Below are 3,105 nucleotides of genomic sequence, written 5' to 3'. Positions count from 1 at the left end.
GGGCGGTTTTTTTTTAGATGCAAAACACATCAACTGCGCAGCACCTATTGGCATTTTAACGAGTGATATTAAATTTACTACAGTTGACAGCCCCACTTGAGCCTCATCGCTTTGTGATATTAAAAAAATATCCTGTTAATATGCAAAAACAGCCTCAACTGAGGCCAAAAATAGCCCTGGTAAAAATGAGGGCGCGAATGCTACACAACCATCGCGGCGGAGGCAAATCTGCTTTTTACCCCCCTTAATGTTCCGCCCCGCAGAGCGACTGCGACACACAGCGTTAACACGATCATGGCTTCAGCTTACGCGTTGCAACTTCCGCCAACTCGGCCTCGCCTCCAAAATTTGGAACAGGCCCCCCTCTATCCCTAGCCTCATCCTGAGCCCGCTGCATCTGCGTTCGTATCCCATCCAACAGCATCCCTCGCCCAGGCTCCACCTGTGTTTCCTTCATCGAAAACAGCCGCGCTAGCGGCCCCCTTATGAGGTCAGCCTCATAGTTCCACTCACCAGCATCAAGGATCCCCTTGATCGCCGCCATCACGGCTCCCACGCGCTCAAAAACCAATTTTGGGAGCTCCCTGAGCTCGCGGCGCAGCCTATCGCGCTGCTGAGCCATATCGCTCAACTCGGCTTTGGCCACCTCCAGCTGGACCCGAGTCTCAGCCAACTCAGTTTTGACCGCCTCCAACCTCCCATAAAACTCTTTGATCTCGGTGTGATGGGCGCCGCTCTTCCTCACCCCGCGGATCAGGCCAAACGGCACCCCCACCCGCTCGGCAAACTCAGTCTGAAGCCGCTGACTGGCCTCCAGCCCCGTAAAGTGTTTGCCGTTAAGCACGGTGGCCGGCTCTACCTTGAACTCCCTTACCTCTCGGAGCTGCGAGCCGTCAGGGGCCTTACCCACCACGACAGACCGCTTTCTGGTGCTCGCTGGTGTCTGCACCAGGGGCACGTACACCAGGTGCATATGGGGGTTGGACTCATCCATGTGGATAGCCCCATGCACGAAATTTTCTGCTCCCAACAGCTCATCCAGGTACTCCCTGGCTGCCCTGAAATAGCCTGCCTGGTCAAATCCAGGAGCCTGCATGGATTCCGGACTGGCAGTCACGATGTACTCCAGGGCAAGCACAGGATCCCTGGCGGTACTTTTGCGAGTCACCTTGGCTAGCGTTCGAGTAAATTGAGGCACACCCTCCCCAAAAACCTTATTCATCCACGTTTTGCTGGGGTCTGCATTTGGTGGTTTGGATGTCCGGTCGTTGTGAGCGATTGCCGACTCAACGTGCCCAATGCTCTTGAGCTTTTTGTGCCGGATAATGACAAACTTTTTAGCCATGGGCTGCCTCCACAACACCGAATCATGAGCAGATGATACCCCCTCTGTCCTGCTTGCGTAACACAAGCAGGACACTCACTAGCCCCCTTGTGCTTCGCTTACAAGGGGGCTGGACGTGAGCAAGGGGGGATCCCCCCTTGACCCCGTGCCCCTGCGGGGCACAAAAAAACCCACCGAAGTGGGGCTGTGCAAAGCACATTATCTTTTCCTATCGGCCCCCGCGAAGCGGGTCTGTTGGCCCTTAGCGACTGCTCAGGTCGATCTCGATACGCCGGAACCCAATGGCATTGGCAGTATTCGCGGCAGCGTCCATCGAGGAGAAAACTCTCCAACCTCCGCGCTGCCGTTCGATGACCTCTGTACCACCTTTGCCGAAACGCACCAGGTGGAGGTGGAACCCTGCCCCCATGGGGGTTGGGGCGATCATGGCCTTACTGAACCCGCCCAGGTCGAAGATCATCTTGGCTTCCTTTTCCTGCATGCTTCAATCTCCGAATTTGATCAATCATTCTAACGATTTGATTTTGGCACCAAAGCATCGATTTAGCAATTCGATTCTTCGAATTTGGAAAATGATTTTCGATCTAGCGGAAAGACCAGGGCAATGGGGCTCTCTTGCAACGTACAGCCTCAAAAACAACACGCTCCGTGGATAACTGCTGCCGCCCACAAGCCGAACAAATGGCATGTGGACGGACAGGCGCAGTTACCCACCTCGCCAAGATCAGCGCTTTTTTTTTTGTTTGAAAGACAGGGCAAAAGACACCAGCGAGCCTATCTTTCGCTGCGCTTCAAGATAGGCTCGCCCTCCTGTGTAACTACGTTAAAAATGACGTAGTTACACTGGATAGCTCGCCTTGCTCTGGACTATCGAGACTGCTTGCGGCAGCTCCCTCTCACGCGCTCCAGAGACACACCTCGTCCTACTGCACCTGCTTCAGTCCCCGCCTGTGGGCCGGACTGCCGCGCCGTTTTTTAAGAGCTGGCCGTGGTTGGCTCCCCGTTACGCTCTAGTGGCAAGTGCCCCAGAGTTGCGAGCCCTGGGAGGCTGTGGTGCGCGATCGCACGCTGGGCAGTATGTGAGATTTCCCCGTTCTGCCCGACCAACCACACCCCAACACGGCAACATCGACATGCTTCCAATCCGTGCGGGTACGACTAAGCGCCAAAGGTGGTGGCCTTCGGTAACGGGTCTAGTTGCGGGAATTTGCTTGAAAGGCACGGCGTGAAGCCGCTAAACTTGAATGGTATTGAGGTAGCTGCTTCCCGCTATGGAGCCGTTACCGGGTGAAGTCGGTTCCCCAACTGACTACACCTTCGAACAAACCGCCTGCCAGGGCGGTTTTTTCGTTTCTGGGCAAGAGGGTACGCTGCGGACGCGGATCGCGTCAACACTCCTTAGTTGGTTGTTTTATGAGCATTTGTGCAGCCGTTATGCTGAGAGATTTGGTATAGCACCCACATCCATGTGAAAATGCTCCCGATGCTTAGTTCATCGAGCAGTAGCAAGGGGCCCAACCTCTGCTACTCGCAATAGCAGAATGCCGGGCCTCTATGTGTTCTACGCAACAATGGAGTGACCTTATGGCAGCTGTCGATTTTATCGACGCCCTAGTGGCACTGCTCACACTGTTGAGCATCATCATCAAATATTTGTAATCGTCATTTTTGACTACCGCCTTCGGGCGGTTTTTTTTTAGATGCAAAACACATCAACTGCGCAGCACCTATTGGCATTTTAACGAGTGATATTAAATTTA

Annotated in this window: 2 protein-coding genes; both read right to left on the bottom strand. The window is 54.2% G+C overall.

The window, feature by feature from the left end:
• Positions 1–292: 292 nt before the first annotated feature.
• Complete coding sequence (locus OKC28_RS22805) at positions 293–1,345, bottom strand: plasmid recombination protein (RefSeq protein ID WP_270691150.1); 1,053 nt, start codon at positions 1,343–1,345, stop codon at positions 293–295.
• Between the two features lie 241 nt (positions 1,346–1,586).
• Positions 1,587–1,826 carry a plasmid replication protein RepB gene (locus tag OKC28_RS22800; RefSeq protein WP_270691149.1) on the bottom strand — a complete coding sequence of 80 codons (240 nt, stop codon included), beginning with the start codon at positions 1,824–1,826 and terminating at the stop codon, positions 1,587–1,589.
• Positions 1,827–3,105 lie beyond the last annotated feature (1,279 nt).

The sequence above is a fragment of the Aeromonas sp. D3 genome, assembly GCF_027705025.1.
Lineage (GTDB): Bacteria > Pseudomonadota > Gammaproteobacteria > Enterobacterales > Aeromonadaceae > Aeromonas > Aeromonas salmonicida.
This window is presented reverse-complemented; position numbering and strand designations above follow the sequence as displayed.